This is a genomic window from Lactobacillus kitasatonis DSM 16761 = JCM 1039 (assembly GCF_000615285.1).
Taxonomy (GTDB): domain Bacteria; phylum Bacillota; class Bacilli; order Lactobacillales; family Lactobacillaceae; genus Lactobacillus; species Lactobacillus kitasatonis.
On sequence record NZ_BALU01000014.1, the window covers coordinates 40,278 to 59,281 of the forward strand.

The window sequence follows — 19,004 nt, forward strand, 5'->3', positions numbered from 1 at the left end:
ATCATAGCAAATTTATTGGTCTTCAGCTACTTTTGTTTTTCTTCTTTTATCTTGAATATAACTTGCTACCCTACCAGCAGAATATTCCAATTCTCCTACACGATTGCGCACGATCGCTGCGTTCACTCCCACGCCAAAAAGGAATAAAATCGCCGCTATGTTCAGCCACAGCATAAAGATAATAAAGGTACCAATGATACCGTAGTTTTCCCAAGTAATCGGAAAATTATGCAAATAAAAGCTAAACAAAAACGAAAGTGCTAGCCAGCCAATAACCGTTACAATCACCCCTGGCCAAATTACCCTTTTTTTCAACTTAATATTCGGTAATACATAGTTAAGGTAATAAATAGCCAAGATCATCATCAAAAGTACAACTGGATAACGATAACTAAAAATTTTATCTATCTCTTTTACAGGCAACTGAAAAATTGGAGTCAGGAAATGCAATAACTGCTGTCCAAAAACCAATGCTAAAGTCGCGCCTGTAAAGATAATTATCATTAGGGTCGTAAAAGCTATCGTAATCATTCTGGTCCAAATGAAATTAACTATCGAAAGTTGAAGTTCAATTTGACGCACGCCATACAGTCTATTTTCACCTAACCGAATCGCATTAACTAAATTGGAAAACGACCAAATAGCAATCACAATACCAAAAGACATATATCCGGTTGAAGTTGTTTTAAGGAGCGAATTGACAATCGGCATAATGTATTTTGATATCTGGTCTGGAAATACAAAATCAAGATATTTAGCAATCGGTGCCGTATCAATATGAAATAACGGCAAAACGTTTCCGATAATAATGATGATCGGAAAGATCGAAAACAAGACATAATAGGCAATTACGATCGAACTATCCAGAATTTCGCCTTGAGACAAAATAGTACGTAAAATAAGAAAAAATTGGCCCAGCTTGGAATCGAGTCGATTCTTATTTTTCATTCATAAAACCTAATCGTCCATTTCGTCAAAGTGAGGAATGTACTTTTCTAAACCATCGTATGGACGTTGCAAAGTCAAAATCTTAGGACCATCTTTGGTAATAGCAAAGGTGTGTTCAAATTGAGCTGCGTTTGAACCATCTGGAGTTGCGTAGTAAACCCAATCGTCGTTAGGGTCATTAACAGTTCTTTGGTCAATATGCCAATCGCCACCTGCTTCAACCATTGGTTCACAAGTGATAGTCATACCTTCACGAAGACGTAAACCGTGACCTGCTTTACCCCAGTGTGGAACTTCTGGATCTTCGTGGATAGATGGTTGGATACCATGACCAACTAATTCGCGAACATCACCATAGTGGTTTTCATCTTCAACCCAGTGTTGAATTGCGGCACCAATATCACCAATTCGGTTACCTAAAACGGCTTGATCAATACCGAGGTACATAGCCTTCTTAGTTACTTCGATTAACTTCTTATCAGCGTCTGAAATTTTACCTACTGGGTAAGTAGTACATGAGTCAGTTTCGTATCCGTTTAAGTTGCAAGTTACGTCAACCTTAACGATATCGCCTTCGTTCAAGATTCTATCTTTTCTAGGTGTTTGGTGAGCAATTTCATCGTTAACTGAAATACAAGTGCCGTATTTATAGCCTTCAAAACCTTGTTCAGATAAGCGACCACCCTTTGATTTAACATACTTTTGGCACCATTCTTCAATGTCCCAAGTAGAAATACCTGGCTTGATAACGTCGCGCAAGCCTTCAAACATTGTAGCAAGAAGATGGCCTGAAGCTTGCATCCCTTTAAGTTCACGAATTGATTTAATTGTAATCAAAATTATTTCTCCTTTAAAAAAATATACTCTCTTTTATTATAACGTTTTAATGAAGATTTTTAAAAGTTTAGCTAAAAACGACTAGTTTCATGTATAATAAGATGTCGTATAACGCAGTGAAAGGTATGAAAAATCATGAAAGCAAGAATTGTCTACGCCAGCATGACTGGTAACGATGAAGACATGGCAGATATTTTAGAAGAAGATCTACAAGATTATGGCTTTGATGTTGAAACAAGCGATGTGGGCTTTACTGATGCAAGCGATTATTTAGATAGCGACCTTTGTATTTTCATCACCTATACTTACGGTGAAGGTGTAATGACTGACGAAATTGCCGACTTTTACGAAGAATTAAAGAAGCTTGATCTTACCGGTAAATATTTTGCAGTAATGGGATCAGGTGACAAGACTTATGGTGAACATTTCTGTGAGAATGTATTCGATTACGAAAAAGCATTCAATGCTTGTCATGCTACAGAAATTACTAAGCCTGTTACTATTGAAAATGCACCTGATGACGATGCGATCGATTTAATCGATCAAGCTGCAAAAGAAATGGCCGATAAATTAAATGACTAAAAGTAAAAAAGAAGTTACTATTGGTGATCAAGCTCAGATTCGCAAATTAGGACAAAAGCTAATCAAAAGGCACCGCAATTTATGGGTCTACACGATTTTTGGCTTTGTAGCTGCGCTGATCAATACTGTAGTCTTCATGGTTCTACACTCTTGGTGGCACAACGTAATGGTGATTTCCAACACCATTGCGTTCATCATTTCCAACTTGGCTTCGTTTTACTTTAACCAAAAAGCCGTTTTTATTAATAACGTAGATCATGAACACAGTACCTGGCACAAGCTAATTGTTTTTTTTACTTACAGAGTAATCAGTTTAATTCCCGATACCTTAATCATGTTGGTTGGTTTGTCCTGGCTTCACTTAAATGCCTCTTGGTTAAAATTATTGACCAAGTTTTAGTCGGAATTTTCAATTATCTAACTACTAGATCTGTCTTTCAAAAACAAGAACATACTATGATTGAACGTGCAAAAAGGCGCATTCAAGAACAAAAAGCAAAAAAGAAGCAGTAAAAACTGCTTCTTTTTTCTATTCAAAATCTGCTGGCTTAGCTACTTCGTCTTTATGGAAGTAGTAGTAAATGTCATCCATGATGCGATCACTAGCATAACCATCACCGTATGGGTTCTTGGCGTTAGCCATCTTGTCATATGCTTCTTTATTTTCAAGAAGTTCAAGCATACTTTCTCTTACTTTATCTACTTCAGTCCCAACCAGCTTCAAAGTACCAGCTTTCACACCTTCTGGACGTTCAGTTGTGTCACGCAATACAAGCACTGGCTTACCAAGACTAGGCGCTTCTTCTTGTACGCCGCCTGAATCAGTCATGATAAAGTAACTGCGTTTAGCCAAGTTATGGAAGTCAACAACATCAAGCGGTTCAATCAAGTGAATGCGCGGATCGCCGCCTAATACTTCGTTAGCTACTTGTTGCACTCTTGGCGACAAGTGTACTGGATAAATAATTTCCACATCAGGATGTGAATCGATTACTTGACGCATCACTTTGAAGACGCGGCGCATTGGTTCACCCTGATTTTCACGTCGGTGCATGGTAACCAAAATCACTTTATTGCCTGGCGTAATGTCATCCATTACTGCGTGATGATAATCCTTTTGGACAGTTTGTTTCAAAGCATCGATTGCAGTGTTACCAGTTACAAAAATATTATCTGCTTTGTGATTTTCTTTAAGCAAGTTGTTCTTTGACAATTCAGTTGGAGCAAAATACAAGTCAGTTAAATCGTCAGTCATTTGACGGTTCATCTCTTCAGGATATGGCGAATACTTATTCCAAGTTCTCAGCCCTGCTTCCACGTGACCCAAAATCGTTTGTTGGTAAAATGTCGCAAGAGCCGCCGCAAAGCTTGTTGTCGTATCACCATGAACCAAAACAATGTCCGGCTTTTCTTCTTTAATTACCTTAGACAAATCAATCATTACCTTAGAAGTAATTTCTTCTAAAGTCTGATTCTTATGCATGATATTGAAGTCATAATCAGGCTTAATCTTAAAAATTTCAAGCACTTGATCAAGCATTTCACGGTGCTGTGCACTAACAACGGTCACCTCTTCGAAGCGGTCGTCTTTTTTTAATTTCAAAACAAGTGGTGCCATTTTAATTGCTTCTGGACGCGTGCCAAAAACAGTCATTACCTTAATTTTTTGCATAAAAAATCCTCCGAAAACCTAATCTTACTATAACTGATTTAGGACTATCTTGCACCCCATTTATACAATATGCTTTAATTAATATGTTACTAAAGAAAGTCGGGTATATTTATTTATGAATACAGGTTTATTAGTTTTAATTACAACCGCTTTTGTGATCATCATCGGTTGTTTCTGTTTAGTCTTCGGTTTAGACAAATCTAAGCCACCTAAAACAAGAAGAAGACTGCTTTATACAGCACTCATTTGTGTCTTCCTAGTTTGGGGACTAATTACTTTCATTATGCTCAATCCAATGGGCTAAACGAAAAGTCATCTGAAAAAATCAGATGGCTTTTTTTCTATGACCCCGGTGAGATTCGAACTCACCTCTACGGTTTAGGAGACCATTGTTCTATCCAGATGAACTACGGGGCCAAAACACAAGATTAACTTTACCAGAAATTAGGTAATTAGTTAATCTTTTTTACTAAAATTGTGTGGTAAAGAACGTCTTAGGATTGTTGGTATCCGCGATTTTATCTGCCGCAATTACAAATGGACTCCAAATAGCGAATGCAATCAACATATCCACAATGCTTAAAATTATCGCACGCCAGTCATAATTACACGCCAAAAACGGTCCAATAATCGGTGGCATAATGCTTGGCACTGCTACCTGTACAGGATTAACTAGTCCCATCACGCTAACCCAATATGAAAATGCTACATTTACAACAGGTGTTAACAAAAATGGAATTAAGTAAACCGGATTAAGCACTACAGGAAGTCCTAGTAAAATTGGTTCACCAATATTAAAGATGCCCGGTGCCAAAGCAATCTTGGCAATCGTACGATAATCACTTCGCTTTGAAAATACTAAGATTGCGACGATTAACATCAAGGTACCACCGGCACCACCAAACCAGGCAAATACATTAAATGATCCTCTTACCCAAACGTAGGGCGGAACTTTTCCACTAGTTGCAGCTGTGATGTTGCCATTTTGTGCGGTCAACCAAATAGAATCAAGGATTGGGGATAAAACGCCCAAGCCATTGATTCCAAAGAACCAAAATACTTGTACCAGCAAGGTAACTAATAAAACGGTACCGAAACCTTGGCCCCATTTTACTAGTGGCATTTGAATAGTAGTTAACAGCCAATCGCCAAAATAATCATGTGTTACTGCTTGGAAAAGATAATTGATCCCGCCCACGCTAAAAACAGCAACCATTGCTGGTATCAGTGAATCAAAGGCAGCCTGTTCTGCATGAGGCATATTTGTGGACAAATGAAGCATAAATCTAGCTTTATAACAAGCATAATAAATTAAAAAGCCAATTGACCCAAATAAAATTGCCGTAAATAATCCAGTCGTTGAAAACTGACTGATATCAAAAGCATTTTTGACTACTACACTCTCACCATGAAATCTAATCTTGGCATAATTGGCAATACTCAATGAAAAAGACGAAAGCGAAACAATCGCTGCAGCTAAACGATTACCTTCAAAGTTTTTAGCTAATTGATAACCTAATGCTAGCGCAAAGAAGCAGGCATACAGTGAGAAAGTGCCGCGCCACACTAAGTCACTAATTGAAACTAGCGGCTGCATTGCAAAAGCGAATGTATTCCAGCCTAGATGAACTTTGGCAGCCGTAATTAAGCTTTTAATTAATACTGCCAGTGAACCGGCAATAGTAATTGGCATCAGAGAAATAAAGGCATCCCTCAATGCCACCAGCCATCTTACCTGTCCTAATCTGCTAGCTATCGGCAATACATAATCTTCTAGCCACTTCACTAACCGACTCATTTATTCACCTTCAAGTAATGTGGGTGGTAACCCTTATTTTTATTGCGCTTCTTTTTACCTTTCTTTTTCTTATTTTTAACTACCTCGTTAGCATTAACTGACTTTGATTTTTCTTCATATTTTTGCTTCTTATCCTTAGGCTTATTAGTAGTCAAATGGTAGCCAGCAAAGTAGACTCTTTCTAACTTGATTTGATCTGCTAAAAGCTTTTTCAGATCTCTAAAGTCATGATCATCGCCTAATGTTACGACATAACCTTCCGCATTCATTCGGCCAGTACGTCCGGCTCGGTGCAAATACGTATTAGTCTCACTTGGAATTTCATAGTTAATAACATAAGTAAGATCAGGAATATCCAAACCACGCGCAGCTAAATCAGTTGCCAAAAGTAATTTAGTTTTACCGGAAGCCAAATCTTGCAAAGCTTGTTCACGCTTTTGCTTACCAAATTCATTAGATAAAAGTTCAAACTTAGTTTTAGTATGACCAAATATTCCAGCAAAACGCATCATTGTCTTGTTTGAATCGAAGAACAAAATCCCCTTAAAATGATCCAACTTAGTCATTCTTTGCAAGAATTCAATCTTGTGTTGATTATCAACTTGCAAGAAGTAATGCTTAGTTGCTGACTTTTGTTCATTTCTAACGTCAACTAAAAGGAAATGACGGTTGAAGATCTCTTCTGCATCCCTAGTAATTTCGGAATCTGTAGCACCAAACAACAATACTTGGCTGTCAGGTCCTAAATTTTGTCCTAATGAAGATAATAATTCTAGTTTAGTAAATTCCAAAATATCGTCAGCTTCATCAATAATCAATGTCTTGATTTGACCCAACTTAATTCTACCGCTAGAAAAGAAATCAAAAAATCTTCCTGGTGTAGCGACAATTACTTCTGGATGCTTTTTCTTAAGATTGTCTTCTTGACGCTTACGATTACCGGCACCCACTAAACTTGCACCTTTTAATCCTAATGCGTGTATAAATGGATTAATGGCATGACGAATCTGCACTGCAAGCTCTGTTGTTGGCGCAATAATTACTATGCTATTGGCATTGCCTTTTTGTGCTCTTTCCAAACTAGGAAGTGCATAAGCTAATGTCTTACCAGTCCCAGTTTTGGCTAAACCAACCAAAGAAGCACCATTTCTAATGGCGTCGTAAGTTTCTTTTTGAATCAAAGTTGGCTTATCTTTATGTTGTTTAATTAATATTTGTTTTATTTCTTCTTGATACATTATTGTGTTAACTGTCCATACTTTTGTCTATATTGACCAACGGTTCCGTTATACGCATACATTGTAACGCCTTTTTCTAGACCTGTGACGTTATTGACGCGTCCGTTGATAGTATAACGCCAAAACGAATACTTTAATTTATCTGGCGCTTTCCCATCTACTGACATAAATTTTGTTTGCGGCGTGAAATACTTATGATACTTATAATCCACGTCAACAATTACTTCTTTTTTACGTTGCTCAAGCATGCTGGCAAATCGTGCCATCGACGTTAAATAGCGCTTGCTGCGGCTAGTTGCGGCTGGCTCAAGCAGGATTGGTAGGCTGCCCGTGTTATCGCCCACTTTTTCAAAAAAGTAGCGGTAATGCTGCAAGGGCGTCGATTCATTACTATATAGAATCATACTGCCAAAAGCAAGCTTGGTTCCCAAAATCTGATCACGATAGGATAGATAATTTTCATCAAAGTATGATCTGCCTTGCGTTGATTTTAAATAAACGAAGGAAATACCGTTCGCCTGCAATTTATGCAAATCCACATAGTCAACATCTTGGTTAAGCTGAATCCCAATTGCACTCGAGTTAGAATTCGGCGGAAGAGTGGTTTGTCTTTTAAAATTAAAAAAGCCAATTAAAAGAAATGCAATCGCTAATAACAGTAAAGTTATAATTGCTGGCAAAGTATATTTATGATGATATCTTCCCATATATCTTTTCTTTCCCCCCTGCTATTATTTTACCCGAACCCATTCATCACACCAATACTTGTAACATAGATATGCTAAAATATTTAAGATATATATTTTTGACGAAGGTGAAGTATATGAAAAGACAAATTTCTTTTGGCCAAGCTTTGGCAACCGTGGTTGGTTCTGTAATTGGAGCCGGCGTTTTCTTCAAGATCGGTATCATTACTGCGCAAACAGGCAGTAGTTCTACGACAATCTTTGTTTGGGTATTAGCCGGTATTATTTCGATTGCTTCTGGCTTAACCATTTCAGAAATTGCAGCGAGTTTAAAAATTAATGGTGCGATTAAATATTTAGATTATACTTATGGACGCGTCTGGGGCTTTTTATTTGGCTGGGCGCAGATGATCGTTTATTTTCCCGCCCAGATCGGGGCGCTGAGTTCGATTTTCGGTGTACAGTTTGTCTCTTTATTTGGCATTCAAGCAAAATATGCTAATGTAGTGGCGATTCTGTTAGTACTATTCTTGTTAGGCATCAACCTAATCGGAACTAAGTTTTCTAGCAAAATGCAATCTGTTATCACCGTTTTGAAGATCATTCCTATTATTTTAATTATCATTTGGGGGATGTTTAACCAAAACAAGATTGCTGCTCCGCTTTTGCCATTAACAGTTGGAGCTGGCAAATCATTTTCAGGTGCGATCAGTCAAGGTCTTCTTTCCGCCTTGTTTGCTTTCGAAGGCTGGATTGTTGTAACCAACTTAGCTAATGAAGTTAAAAATCCAGAACGTGATCTTTCAAGAGCAATTATTTTTGGTTTATCCGCTATTACCTTGATCTATATTTTAATCAATTATACTTTCTTAACGGTTTTACCAATTAATCAACTGGTCAACAACAATGACGCTGCCTTTCAAGCATCTATGAAACTATTTGGTCAGTTCGGTGGGAAACTTGTCACAGTCGGCATCTTGATTTCGGTTTATGGTGCTGTTAATGCCTTCATGCTCACAGGTATGAGAACCCCTTACATCTTGGCTCAAGATAATTTATTGCCATTCTCCGAAAAGATTGGTAAAGCCAACATTCACACTGGTGTGCCAGTCTTTGGTGCTTTAATCGTAGATGCAATTGCCATTATCATGATTCTTTTAGGCAACTTCACAGTCTTAACTGACATGTTAGTTTTCGTCATGTGGACCTTCAACACCATGCTCTCAATTGCTGTGATTATCTTGCGCAAGCGTGAACCAGAGCTCACTCGTCCATTTAAAGTGCCGTGGTATCCAATCATTCCAATAATTTCAATATTAGGTGGTATCTTTATCGTTGTATCAACGATCATTAATCAGTTCGTATTATCACTCATTGGTATTGGCTTAACTTTAATTGGTTTACCAATTTATTACTACAAACAAAAATAGAATAACAACTAAAAAACTATCGCAAATCTGCGATAGTTTTCTTATACTCTTTTTTATTACTACTTGTTAACGTATTTTTGGATAACTTCAGGCTTCAATACACCAACGTAAGGAAGATTACGGTACATGTTCAAAAAGTCCAAACCGTAACCAACTACAAATTCGTTACCAACCTTTGAACCGTAGTAGTCAACGTCGACATCAACATTTCTACGAGCTTCCTTATTAAGCATTGCACAACACTTTACGCTCTTAGCGCCACGGCCCTTAATAAGGTCCTTCATGAACTTTAAAGTAAGACCAGTATCAACAATATCTTCAATAATTAATACGTCACGATCTTTAACATCAGCTGCTAAGTCAGTTACAACCTTGATCTTACCAGTTGATTCAAAGCCATCACCATAGCTAGACACATCCAAGAAGTCCAATTGGTGTGCAACATCCATTTGTCTAGTTAAGTCTGTTAAGAAATAAATTGCGCCTTTAAGTGCACCGACAACCAATGGCTTCTTGCCAGCATAGTCTTCAGTTAATTGCTTGCCAAGTCGTACGCACATTTCATGAATATCTTCTTCAGAAAATAACTTGTGATCAATAATATCGTTAATATTGTCGCCTTTAACCATTTAATCTACCCTTCAATCCTATATATTTAACTAATCTGATAATTGAAATTATAACATCTTTAAACAAAAAAAGCGTCAAAATCGACGCTTTCACTGAATATTCGTTATTTTTCTGCCTTAGATTGATCGGAATCAGCTTTATTATTCTTCTTAATTGGCTCAACAATAAACCAACGCATGAATCCTTGCTCAATGCTATCAAGCATGAACTTGTAGCCTTCAAGTTCAACTGATTCGCCCTTCTTCAAGTTAGGATAATGTTCCATCATGTAACCACCAATAGTAATGATGTCGCTATCTTGGAAGGCCTTCAAATCAGTGTGGAAGTAACGCTCAAAGTCATACAAAGTAGTTTTACCGGAAACATGAACGTTGCCCTCTTTATCCTTGATGATGTAGTCATCAGAAACATCATCAATTTCGTCTTTAACAGAACCGAAGAGCTCTTCGTAAATATCCTTATCCGTTACGATACCACTGGTACCACCGTATTCATCAACCACCAAAACAATTGGTGTGTGCTTAGAAATCATTAAGTGCAAGATATCTTGAATAGGCATTGATTCAGGCACAGTAATGATAGTTCTAATGATTCTTGTTACAGGAACCTTGGCATCAATTTGGCTCTGTTGGACGATATCATAAGCATAGACGTAACCTACAACGTCATCCTTATCATTATCGCGTACAACTGGAAAACGGCTGTAACCTTCTTTTAGGTACTTTTTCAAGGCATAAGCAATCGTATCGGTTGAATCAAGTACTGACAATCTCGTTCTATCAGTCATGATGTCTTTAGCGATCTTGTCATTTAATTCAAAGGCACGCTCCATGTAGGTAAGGTCTTCTTTATCAAGAGAACCACCATGCACAGCGTTACGTGACAACTTGATGATTTCAGATTGTGAATATACTTCATTTTCTTCGTCAGCCGGTTGAAAGCCCATCAACTTCAAAATACCATTGGAACTAGTATTAAGTAGCCATACAAATGGATAAACGATTGTGTGGAAGATATGAAGTGGCGTTACGATCAACATCATCATACCTACAGGTTTATCAATGGCAATATTCTTAGGTACGACTTCTGTTAATACAACTTCCAAGTAGGTTAACAAAATCACACCTAAAATGGCACTAACTGATTTAATGAGTGATTCACTCATTGGAGCTAAATGGAATAGATCTTCCAAAATTACCGCAAACGTGTCTGCAGAGAACCAACCCAATACTACACCAACAAGAGTAGTACCAACCTGGGTGGTTGACAGATATTCATTTAAATTGTGCGTCATATGAAGTGCACGTTGCAATTTCTTCTTATTGCCTTGACCTTGGGCCAGCATATCTTCAAGCTGACTAGGTCTAGTTTGTACCAAAGCAAACTCTGCGGCAACAAAGAAAGAAGCAACAATAAAAATCAATAAAGTTGCAACTAAATTAGTTACTATTTGAGCTGGACTCAAAGCATTATCACCTTTTTTTACAAATTATTTACTAAAACCTATTTTACCATTTATTGCTTAAAATAGTTCAGTTTTACACAAGTCACAACTACTTAGTTACCTTATAAATTTTACTGAATGGTACTCTCTTTGGAATGAAGACAGGATCATTGATTTCTGCATTTCGATCAATGTAACCTACAGCAATTGCCATTCCTACATATTCATCTTCTGGAATACCCGTATATTTTCTTACCAAATCAGGATATGACACCATTGAGTGAGCTGGCATAATGCCTAAACCACGGTTAACAGCCAAGAGCATAATGCTTTGTGCAAAAATTCCCAAGTCAAATACTGACCAGGCTGGTGAATTTCTTGGAATAGTCAAAAAGATGATTGCTGGAGCATTAAACATATTCTTATTAGCTTCAGTAAACAAGTTCAACTTATTTCTAAAGAAGAAACTTTGTGAAGCACCCATAGTTGCCATGTTGCTGCTTGGGAAAGTATCCCAGTCAAGTGAAAGCATTGAAGCAAAGTCTTCATTTGGTTTAACTTTATTATCAACATTTTCAGCTGAAGCTTTCTTAAACTTAGCTAAAGCATCCCCCATCAAGACATATGCTCGCCAAGGTTGAGAATTAAGCAATGATGGAGATTGCTGTGCTTGTTCAATGATTTCAGCAATTGCTTTTTCTGGAACTTTTCTGTTGGTAAATTTCCGTGTTACATGTTCATTTTGAAAAACTTCTTTAAAATTCATTTTCCACCAATTCCTTTTAAAAACATACTCGACAATTTTACTTTTTCTCTGCTTCTTTTCTCTCTTGCTCTTGCTTTTTCAAAAAAGCACTCATTGCCACGTCATTTTTACGCATTGCAATAAAAGCAGTAATAGTCATCGTCAATCCGCCAATACAAATTAATAGCAATCCTATTGGAAATAAGAATACAGCACCATTAGGAATAAATGAAGCTTTAATAACCCAACAAGTAATTCCTGCCAGCATAAATATTATTCCTACAATAATTGCCTTAGTATTTGGACGATATTTTTTCATCTACTAGCCCTCGCTTTCTTACTATATATATCTTAACAAAAAATACCAAAAAAAAGCTCAGCTTCCATTAAGAAGCTAAGCTTTTCAACTATCTTTTTAATTAGCCCTATAAAAAGTTCTATATAAGAGAGGGGGGAAGTGACTAATTAAATTCAACAGTTTGTACTTTTTGGGAATGTTCAACTGTACCCTTTTCAACAGGAGTAACTGATTTAACCATATCCATGTTGGTGTAAACAACGATACAGCTATCATCATAGCCCTTATCTGTAATTTGCTTGAAATCCATGGTTGCTAAAGGTTGGCCCTTCTCTACCTTATCGCCTTGTTTAACGTCTACTGTAAACGGAGCACCTTTTAATTCAACAGTATCAAGACCCAAGTGAATCAAAATTTCTAATCCTTTGTCAGTCTTAATACCAATGGCGTGTTTGGTTGGGAAAAGCGTAGAAATAGTACCGGCAACTGGTGCATAAATGTGAGTATCAGTTGGCTTAATAGCAAAACCATCACCCAACATCTTTGTTGAAAAGACGTCATCATCTACATCAGTAATTGGCATTACTGTACCGTCAACTACTGCGTCTACTTCCAAACCTTTATTCTTTTTCTTAAAGAAATTAAACATAATTTATAACCTCTGGATTTCTAAAATTCAAGTAACAATATCAACACAAGACAGCATGCAAGTAATACAGCTGATACAATTGAAATAGCTATAATTACAGGATTTACATTATCTTGCGTCTTCTTCAAAGCAGTTGCCTTGTACATTCCCAAGACAGCTAAAATTGCACAAAGCAAGTTGCCGACAACAATTTGTCCAATTAACTGACTTACCATAAAGAAGCGATAAGTCTGGCGGTTAACCATGAACTTCTTTTTATTTAACAGTAAGTAGTAACCTAACACAAAGTCTACAATCGCAATGATTGTACCAATTGCGACGGCCGGCTGCTTCATAATAATCGACTGAATCGGTTCTCTCGAAGCTCCACTGCGCATCGCTATCAATGCCCAGAATAATAATGGAGCAATGAAAAGTATGTATGAATACCAGCTAATAATTTTCTTGGCATCCAAATGCATGCTCTGTGTCATTCGGCCGAAAAAGTTTTCCACTTTTTGCTTGCTAATTGCCCACATTAATCTCAACATCCTCTCCTTGGTTTTGTTGCCAAGCTACATATTCACTAATAAGCAAGTCAATCAGATAGTAAGCAGGAGTAAAAGCAACCTTGCCACTCTTAAAATCAGCGTCGTCAGTAAAAGCGATTGCTGGAAAGTAAATATTGTGCTGAACAAGTGAAGCTAATTTGTTTTGCATCATATTAGTGAAGGAAACATATTTAAACTTATCATTCACTAATTCCAACTTAGTAATCTCTTCATTAATCGTGGCATTATCACCCGTGAAAGAGATGATGAATAAGACGTCGCCTTTTTTAGCAAAACGGCTTGCTGCTTTTAACTCATCAAGAGCAGACGGCATGACCGTCGCATTCTTGCCCACTACAAACAGTTCATGAGCTAGATATTGTGCAATTAATTCCTGCTGCCAACCAGTAGAATAAATGTAGATAGTATTAGCATTATCTAAATCACGGTACAAACTATTAAAGTCTCGTTGTTTGAAATACTTTAATACATCTACATTTACCTTGCTAAGCTCTTTTGCAAAATTGTTTTCAATTTTGACTGGCTTTTGATTCGACTCGGCGAGTTCCACCAAATCAAATTTCAGTTCACTGTAACCACTCAAGCCAAGCTTTTTACATAAACGAAATATCGCTGATTCGGATACATATAGCTTTTTAGCTAACTTGGCTAGACTTAATTTGCTACAGTCTTTTGGATTATTTAATACGTACTGAATGATCTGTTTTTCAGAGTCATTCAGTTTAGTATTACTGTCATAGACCATTGATCTTAAATTTGCCATAATTGCTGTGTCCTTATCAATATATAATTTATATATTAATAATACCACAAGCGCTTACAGTTATAATAATTGTTTCATCTGATCAACAACTTGATCGGCATCCAATCCAACAACAATGTCAATTTCGTTATTGTCCTTGTGTTGAACTTCGTATGAATCTGCGATCTTCTTGAATTCAGAATCTGGAGCAACTTTCTTAGTGTCAAAGACGTGAGTTCTTACTCTAGTTGAGCAAGCAATTACATCCTTAATGTTTTCGCCACCACCAAGAAGGTCAACGATACCTGTAGCTCTCTCAATGTATGGATTATCTTGTTCAGTTGAAACCTTAGCGTCACTGCCGCTTTGTTGCATCAATTGAGTCATTTCGTCCAAAACTTGAGGAACGTCAAGACCCACAATAACTTGTAATGCTTTACCGTGGTGAACAACGTTAACAGCCTTGTTAGCCTTAAATTGTGAGTCTGGAGCAACCTTGCTTGGATCAGCAACAGATACACGTAATCTAGTAGCACATGATGACAATTCAGTAATGTTTGAAGCACCACCTAATAAGTCAAGGTATGCAGTAGCTCTTGCGATGTAAGGATCGTTTGCATCCTTACCTGCTGCCTTAGCAGCCATCTTTTGCTTGTATTCTTTCTTGTTGATAAGTTTAACGTCTTCGTCATCAGCTTCACGACCTGGAGTGATGTAGTTGAACTTTTCAATCATGATCTTGAATACGAAGTAAGTAACGATACCGAAGATAATACCAACGATAAATTGCATTACATATGTTTGCCAGTGGTGTTCCCAAAGTGGCAACCAGTTCATTGATGCGATACCAATGGCACCGTCTGACATGAAACCTCTTAAACCCAAGGCCCACATTACAGTGTTCATAGTAGCTGACAATACTGAGTAAATTACCCAAAGTACAGGAGCTGCGAACAAGTAAGTAAAGTCAATAGGTTCAGTAATACCAGCTAATACTGAGGTCAAAGCAGCTGGGATAAGCAAAGCTGAAGTTTGCTTCTTCTTGTTCTTCTTAGCAGTTGCGTAGAAGGCAAGACAGATAAATGGTACTAAGAATACCTTTTCGTTACCGTAAAGTTGGAATCCTTCAACTGAAGCAATTTGTGAAAGTGGTTTAGTACTTGCAGCGTATTCAGCAAGGTGTTTCAACCAGTATGGTTGCAAACCGCCGGCAACAACGGCTGGACCGAATTGGAATGGAATGTATACCAAGTGGTGAAGACCAGTAGGAATCAATACACGGTTCAAGAATTGGTAAATCCAAACACCGATAAATCCACTATCTACGATGAAGTGTTGCATGCTGGTGATACCCATTTGAACTTTTGGCCAGCCCCAGCAGGTAATGAGTGCTAAGGGAATCATTACGAAGAATGCTAAAGCGTAGACATAAGTTGAACCTTGGAAAGTACCAAGCCAGTCTGGCAACTTCTTGTCAAAGTACTTGTTGTGTAGCCATACAACGATCAAAGCAACAACCAAGGCACCTAAGATACTAGTGTCAAGAGTCTTGATACCAGCAATGTTAGTTAAACCGTGGTTAGTAGCGTTAGCAACAATTTGAATCTTGTCAAAGTTAGGAATACCAAATGCTGCACCCCAGTGGGTAAGCATTGCACCGATGAAGTAGTTGTAAGTCAAGTAAGCGATAACTGCTTCCATGGCTGCTCTACCTCTAGCCTTGTTGGCTAAACCGATTGGCAAACCTACAGTAAACAAAATACCTTCTTGGTTGAAGACTGTCCAACCACCAGCTGAAATTGTGTCCCAAACTGAGTTCCATGTAGTTCCCGGATTGGCAATTGAACCAAACAGAGTCGGGTTATTGAACAAACTACCTAAAGCTACGACAATACCCGCAAACGAGAACAGCATAACTGGGACGAACATAGCGGCCCCAAACCGCTGAATCTTTTGCATCATAATAATTTACCTCTCAAAGAAAGAAATTAAATAAATTAACTGATTCTTGCGCTTACACCTATATCTTATTTCATTAAATCCAGTTAGTTGGAAGGTGCTCGAAAACAACTAACATCTACTTATGAAATAGCTCATAAGTATTACTCCTCGAATAAATCGATCGAGATAGAAACCTAAGTGATATCAAATTTAGATCTTGCTCTATCTCTCGTAGCTAGCTTACATTTTATTTATACCATAGTTTCTTCCTTATGTAAGCGTTTTTACAAATGCTGACTTAGTGTTTCATGGTATTACCGGATTATTTCATTTGCTGAAATATTTTTCAGTGCTTTGATCTATCTAGACCGATTTTTTCAGAGCCATTTAACCCTTTAATAGCCTATGTTTAACAAATTGCTTTACATACGAATTTTCTCTGTTAAGAAATATGCTATGCACATAAGCTATAAATATACATAAAAATAAATGCAAAATATTTCGGCTTTTCTGAAACAAAAGAAACGAGTGCGAATCACTTTCACACTCGTTTTTTACTTATAATTTCATTCAAAATATTAATCTTTCAAATATTCCACCAATCCTGGCAAAATCTTTTTTCCTTCTTCACACCCAACTTCATACACACACTTGATCTCATCTTTATCAGACTCGACAGTGCCGATATTAAGCGGATATGGCGGTCTAATTACAAAAGTTTCACCATTATCCTCATCTCGCTGTATCTCGTCTAGAACGGCATTATAGTCCTCTGCTCTAGTCGCCAATTTCTTCAAAACAGCAGGATATTCACGCAAAATAACTTTTTCAATTGGAAACAGCTTGCTCTGCTTCTTGCGATATTCCTTAGGTTGCGTTGTAATGACAACCTTTTTATCAAAATTATTTTTCACCAAAAAATCATATGGAACTGAGTCTGAAACACCGCCATCAAAATAGTAATGACCTTTAATTGCGACAGGATGGGCAAAAAATGGAATTGAAGACGATGCTCTAATCCATTCCAAATCAACGTAGCCAGCATCCCTCAACTTATGATAAACAGGCTCACCCGTTGCCGCATCAGTAGCCACGCACCAAAACTCCATCGGATTTGCCATAAACGTTTTCTTATCAAAAACATCTAGCTTTTCAGGAATAATATGGAAGCAAAAATTTTCCGCATATAAATTTCCTGATCTACGCCAGGACTTCCAACTGGCATAGTATGGCTTACCTGCAAAACGCAAATTATAACGCAATACTCTTCCAATTTGCTTTGACTTCATATTCACGCCAAAAGCTGCACCAGCTGAAACGCCAACCGCTGCGTCAAACGTAACGTTATCTTCCATTAACACGTCGAGCACGCCTGCAGTAAAAAGCCCCCGCATCGCGCCGCCTTCTAGTACCAACCCTGTTTTCATTTTGTCCCTCCACCAAATAAAAAAGACCTATATTTTTAGTACAATGTCATTAAGTTAAGACATTGACTAATCTAATGACACTTTTTGAGACATTTATCGAATTATTTTATTCGATAAATGTCTTTTTTTTGATAGCACAAATAAGCCATCTTAAGATAGCCGTTTAAATTAGTTCAAGCTGCTAGACGATAAGGAAAGCCAACTACTAATTTAACTTTTAGATTTCGTTTATCTTTTCTTCCTGGTCGAATGGGCGTTAAATAAAATGCTACATCCAGCAGTAATTGTGTGAAGTTTTTATCTGAATTATCACTTATACTAAAATATCGTCGCCAGATACAACAGGCCATTTTAAAATCTATTCGATATTGATATTTTCCCTGAGTATACGCTTTTGAGCTCGCAATTATTGATAAACTTACGGCATTATACATTGCAAAATGGGCGTATATTTCCATATAAACAAATTGATCTTTTTTAGAATGAAACTGTATGCCGCTTAAGTCATATTTAAGCTCCCTAAAAGAAGTTTCTATTCCCCAGCGAAGATGATAGATCTCTTTCATTCTAGCTAGAGGATATTCATTTCGATCTAAATTGGTGATGAGGACTTCCCACTCATCGTCTGAACCTGGTGGATTGATTCTAAACTTACAAACTCTAAATCTAACATCACACATATCCTCAAAATCCCAGCGTTGATCTCTGGTATTTTTAGAACGAACAGCTTTATAGTGATGCTTTTTGTGAAGAATCAGGTGAAGAAACTTTTCTGTATCTTTATGGGTGACATAATAATAATGTGACGAAGTTACTCTGCATGATAAGTCAATATCGTATTCATGATTCGACATAGCTACAATTTCTTTAAAAGCACCATCTCCGGATTTTGATCGCATAACATAGTGGCAATGTTTTAATCGATTGCAATTTTCAATTAAATTAAAGCTAATGTAGCCACGATCCATCAGGACTAGAAAATCTTTTTCTTGTTGGGCTAATTTCTTTAACATAGTTAAGGCTGCCTCACGTTCATCCATTTTTTGTCTAGGTTGGATAACCATGTCTAAATATAATTTATTCAAGACATCATAAAGAGCATTTACATGAAGTTGACAGTATATTCGACCATCTTTACCTCGAAAAATATTTTCTGATTCGGGATTAAAAGGTTGATCAAAATCAGAGCCATCAATCGCAACAACTAAGTATTGATTATCTAATAATTGCAGTGCATTATTTGCCCGGCTAAGTTCTAACATAATTTCTTTAAAGCATTCAGGCTTTAATTTAGCCTTTTGTTGTTCAAAAGCCGAAGCAGTCATTCTAGAATTTATGTCAGGAAAAGCATGAAAAATTTCCGAATTCAGGCTGCCAGCTCCCATT

The 19,004-nt window shown here is 37.3% G+C and carries 19 protein-coding genes, 1 tRNA gene and 1 pseudogene; 4 read left to right on the forward strand and 17 right to left on the reverse strand.

Annotated features, from left to right (window positions below; translation table 11 throughout):
• Window positions 1-12 precede the first annotated feature (12 nt).
• Together JCM1039_RS08840 and map are read right to left on the reverse strand one after the other, a co-directional pair.
• Window positions 13-948, reverse strand: coding sequence for a YihY/virulence factor BrkB family protein (locus JCM1039_RS08840; protein WP_025015480.1), 936 nt, complete (start codon window positions 946-948; stop codon window positions 13-15).
• 9 nt (window positions 949-957) lie between these two features.
• Window positions 958-1,785, reverse strand: coding sequence for a type I methionyl aminopeptidase (map, locus tag JCM1039_RS08845; protein ID WP_025015481.1), 828 nt, complete (start codon window positions 1,783-1,785; stop codon window positions 958-960).
• A gap of 135 nt (window positions 1,786-1,920) precedes the next feature.
• Here map and JCM1039_RS08850 point away from each other — a divergent pair, with 135 nt between their 5' ends.
• Window positions 1,921-2,367 carry a flavodoxin domain-containing protein gene (locus tag JCM1039_RS08850; protein ID WP_025015482.1) on the forward strand — a complete coding sequence of 149 codons (447 nt, stop codon included), beginning with the start codon at window positions 1,921-1,923 and terminating at the stop codon, window positions 2,365-2,367.
• Window positions 2,360-2,880: pseudogene (locus JCM1039_RS11405) on the forward strand (GtrA family protein). Before JCM1039_RS08850 ends, JCM1039_RS11405 begins: the two are co-directional and overlap by 8 nt.
• Before the next feature lie 16 nt (window positions 2,881-2,896).
• Here the strand turns inward: JCM1039_RS11405 and wecB are convergent.
• Window positions 2,897-4,039: a non-hydrolyzing UDP-N-acetylglucosamine 2-epimerase gene (wecB, locus tag JCM1039_RS08860; protein WP_025015483.1), complete on the reverse strand. Its 1,143-nt coding sequence runs from the start codon at window positions 4,037-4,039 to the stop codon at window positions 2,897-2,899.
• A gap of 115 nt (window positions 4,040-4,154) precedes the next feature.
• Here wecB and JCM1039_RS12060 point away from each other — a divergent pair, with 115 nt between their 5' ends.
• Window positions 4,155-4,343, forward strand: coding sequence for a hypothetical protein (locus JCM1039_RS12060; protein WP_081775155.1), 189 nt, complete (start codon window positions 4,155-4,157; stop codon window positions 4,341-4,343).
• 40 nt (window positions 4,344-4,383) lie between these two features.
• Here JCM1039_RS12060 and JCM1039_RS08865 read toward each other — a convergent pair.
• The 4 genes from JCM1039_RS08865 to JCM1039_RS08880 form a co-directional block, all read right to left on the reverse strand.
• A tRNA-Arg gene (locus JCM1039_RS08865) sits at window positions 4,384-4,456 on the reverse strand.
• 52 nt (window positions 4,457-4,508) lie between these two features.
• Complete coding sequence (locus JCM1039_RS08870; protein ID WP_025015484.1) at window positions 4,509-5,837, reverse strand: PTS sugar transporter subunit IIC; 1,329 nt, start codon at window positions 5,835-5,837, stop codon at window positions 4,509-4,511.
• Window positions 5,834-7,075 (reverse strand): DEAD/DEAH box helicase, encoded by a 1,242-nt coding sequence (locus JCM1039_RS08875; RefSeq protein WP_025015485.1) that lies wholly within the window; start codon window positions 7,073-7,075, stop codon window positions 5,834-5,836. Before JCM1039_RS08875 ends, JCM1039_RS08870 begins: the two co-directional genes overlap by 4 nt.
• The gene (locus tag JCM1039_RS08880; RefSeq protein WP_025015486.1) at window positions 7,075-7,782 is read right to left on the reverse strand and encodes a GH25 family lysozyme; all 708 of its coding nucleotides are present in this window, start codon (window positions 7,780-7,782) and stop codon (window positions 7,075-7,077) included. The genes JCM1039_RS08875 and JCM1039_RS08880 overlap by 1 nt, the downstream gene beginning before the upstream one ends.
• Before the next feature lie 116 nt (window positions 7,783-7,898).
• On the opposite strand from JCM1039_RS08880, the gene JCM1039_RS11410 reads away from it, so the two are divergent.
• Window positions 7,899-9,191 (forward strand): APC family permease, encoded by a 1,293-nt coding sequence (locus JCM1039_RS11410; protein ID WP_034533182.1) that lies wholly within the window; start codon window positions 7,899-7,901, stop codon window positions 9,189-9,191.
• Between the two features lie 59 nt (window positions 9,192-9,250).
• On the opposite strand, the gene hpt is transcribed toward JCM1039_RS11410, so the two are convergent.
• The 10 genes from hpt to JCM1039_RS12065 form a co-directional block, all read right to left on the reverse strand.
• Window positions 9,251-9,820: a hypoxanthine phosphoribosyltransferase gene (gene hpt, locus JCM1039_RS08890; RefSeq protein ID WP_025015487.1), complete on the reverse strand. Its 570-nt coding sequence runs from the start codon at window positions 9,818-9,820 to the stop codon at window positions 9,251-9,253.
• 104 nt (window positions 9,821-9,924) lie between these two features.
• The gene (locus tag JCM1039_RS08895; RefSeq protein WP_025015488.1) at window positions 9,925-11,286 is read right to left on the reverse strand and encodes a hemolysin family protein; all 1,362 of its coding nucleotides are present in this window, start codon (window positions 11,284-11,286) and stop codon (window positions 9,925-9,927) included.
• Window positions 11,287-11,374: 88 nt separating this feature from the next.
• On the reverse strand, window positions 11,375-12,031 hold the full coding sequence (locus JCM1039_RS08900) for a nitroreductase (RefSeq protein ID WP_025015489.1): 657 nt from the start codon (window positions 12,029-12,031) through the stop codon (window positions 11,375-11,377).
• 37 nt (window positions 12,032-12,068) lie between these two features.
• Entirely contained in the window at window positions 12,069-12,329 is a 261-nt protein-coding gene (locus JCM1039_RS08905) for a hypothetical protein (RefSeq protein ID WP_025015490.1), read from the reverse strand.
• A gap of 142 nt (window positions 12,330-12,471) precedes the next feature.
• Window positions 12,472-12,957, reverse strand: a complete 486-nt coding sequence (locus JCM1039_RS08910) for a PTS sugar transporter subunit IIA (protein WP_025015491.1) — start codon at window positions 12,955-12,957, stop codon at window positions 12,472-12,474.
• A 20-nt stretch (window positions 12,958-12,977) separates the two neighbouring features.
• The gene (locus tag JCM1039_RS08915) at window positions 12,978-13,475 is read right to left on the reverse strand and encodes a hypothetical protein (RefSeq protein WP_025015492.1); all 498 of its coding nucleotides are present in this window, start codon (window positions 13,473-13,475) and stop codon (window positions 12,978-12,980) included.
• Window positions 13,462-14,271, reverse strand: coding sequence for a MurR/RpiR family transcriptional regulator (locus JCM1039_RS08920; protein ID WP_025015493.1), 810 nt, complete (start codon window positions 14,269-14,271; stop codon window positions 13,462-13,464). The genes JCM1039_RS08915 and JCM1039_RS08920 overlap by 14 nt, the downstream gene beginning before the upstream one ends.
• A 60-nt stretch (window positions 14,272-14,331) precedes the next feature.
• A complete protein-coding gene (locus JCM1039_RS08925; RefSeq protein ID WP_025015494.1) occupies window positions 14,332-16,212 on the reverse strand; it encodes a PTS sugar transporter subunit IIBC in 1,881 nt (626 codons plus the stop codon).
• Window positions 16,213-16,769: 557 nt separating this feature from the next.
• The gene (locus tag JCM1039_RS08930) at window positions 16,770-17,618 is read right to left on the reverse strand and encodes a patatin-like phospholipase family protein (protein ID WP_025015495.1); all 849 of its coding nucleotides are present in this window, start codon (window positions 17,616-17,618) and stop codon (window positions 16,770-16,772) included.
• A gap of 173 nt (window positions 17,619-17,791) precedes the next feature.
• Window positions 17,792-19,004: IS4 family transposase (locus JCM1039_RS12065; RefSeq protein ID WP_034533183.1), on the reverse strand; the 1,213-nt coding region annotated here is incomplete at its 5' end.

Excerpts from the sequence above, each read along its gene's own strand:
- JCM1039_RS08840 (WP_025015480.1), bottom strand. The coding sequence starts at position 948 with ATGAAAAATAAGAATCGACTCGATTCCAAGCTGGGCCAATTTTTTCTT.
- JCM1039_RS08850 (WP_025015482.1), top strand. The coding sequence starts at position 1,921 with ATGAAAGCAAGAATTGTCTACGCCAGCATGACTGGTAACGATGAAGAC.
- wecB (WP_025015483.1), bottom strand. The coding sequence starts at position 4,039 with ATGCAAAAAATTAAGGTAATGACTGTTTTTGGCACGCGTCCAGAAGCA.
- JCM1039_RS12060 (WP_081775155.1), top strand. The coding sequence starts at position 4,155 with ATGAATACAGGTTTATTAGTTTTAATTACAACCGCTTTTGTGATCATC.
- JCM1039_RS08870 (WP_025015484.1), bottom strand. The coding sequence starts at position 5,837 with ATGAGTCGGTTAGTGAAGTGGCTAGAAGATTATGTATTGCCGATAGCT.
- JCM1039_RS08875 (WP_025015485.1), bottom strand. The coding sequence starts at position 7,075 with ATGTATCAAGAAGAAATAAAACAAATATTAATTAAACAACATAAAGAT.
- JCM1039_RS08880 (WP_025015486.1), bottom strand. The coding sequence starts at position 7,782 with ATGGGAAGATATCATCATAAATATACTTTGCCAGCAATTATAACTTTA.
- JCM1039_RS11410 (WP_034533182.1), top strand. The coding sequence starts at position 7,899 with ATGAAAAGACAAATTTCTTTTGGCCAAGCTTTGGCAACCGTGGTTGGT.
- hpt (WP_025015487.1), bottom strand. The coding sequence starts at position 9,820 with ATGGTTAAAGGCGACAATATTAACGATATTATTGATCACAAGTTATTT.
- JCM1039_RS08900 (WP_025015489.1), bottom strand. The coding sequence starts at position 12,031 with ATGAATTTTAAAGAAGTTTTTCAAAATGAACATGTAACACGGAAATTT.
- JCM1039_RS08905 (WP_025015490.1), bottom strand. The coding sequence starts at position 12,329 with ATGAAAAAATATCGTCCAAATACTAAGGCAATTATTGTAGGAATAATA.
- JCM1039_RS08910 (WP_025015491.1), bottom strand. The coding sequence starts at position 12,957 with ATGTTTAATTTCTTTAAGAAAAAGAATAAAGGTTTGGAAGTAGACGCA.
- JCM1039_RS08915 (WP_025015492.1), bottom strand. The coding sequence starts at position 13,475 with ATGTGGGCAATTAGCAAGCAAAAAGTGGAAAACTTTTTCGGCCGAATG.
- JCM1039_RS08920 (WP_025015493.1), bottom strand. The coding sequence starts at position 14,271 with ATGGCAAATTTAAGATCAATGGTCTATGACAGTAATACTAAACTGAAT.
- JCM1039_RS08925 (WP_025015494.1), bottom strand. The coding sequence starts at position 16,212 with ATGATGCAAAAGATTCAGCGGTTTGGGGCCGCTATGTTCGTCCCAGTT.
- JCM1039_RS08930 (WP_025015495.1), bottom strand. The coding sequence starts at position 17,618 with ATGAAAACAGGGTTGGTACTAGAAGGCGGCGCGATGCGGGGGCTTTTT.